At 47.2% G+C, this 265-nt stretch carries 1 protein-coding gene; it reads left to right on the top strand.

The annotated features are described in order from the left end of the window. The coding region (locus SAY88_RS25155; protein WP_332635159.1) for a hypothetical protein at positions 1-265 on the top strand (265 nt) is incomplete at both ends.

The following is a 265-nucleotide window of genomic DNA, read 5'->3' as shown; positions in this document are numbered from 1 at the left end:
GATATTCTTTCCAGCGACGTGATGGACGACATCCGCAAACGCATGAAAGGTTATCCCGGGGTTCAGATCACCGTGGATCAGGATCCGGCAGGGCCACCCGTAGGCAAGGATATCAATATTGAGATCGTTGGGGAAAACTTCGACAAGCTGGCCGGCTTGGCTGAAAAAATTAAAAAGTTCGTTATTGAAAAAAATATCGCAGGCATAGAGGAACTTAAAACGGATCTGGAGACAGGCAAACCCGAGTTGATCGTAGATATTGACC

It is taken from the genome of Halalkalibacter flavus (genome assembly GCF_036663575.1).
GTDB lineage: Bacteria > Bacillota > Bacilli > Bacillales > Bacillaceae_D > Halalkalibacter > Halalkalibacter flavus.
Note: the sequence above shows the minus strand (reverse complement) of the source record. Positions and strands in the feature narration are given on the sequence as shown.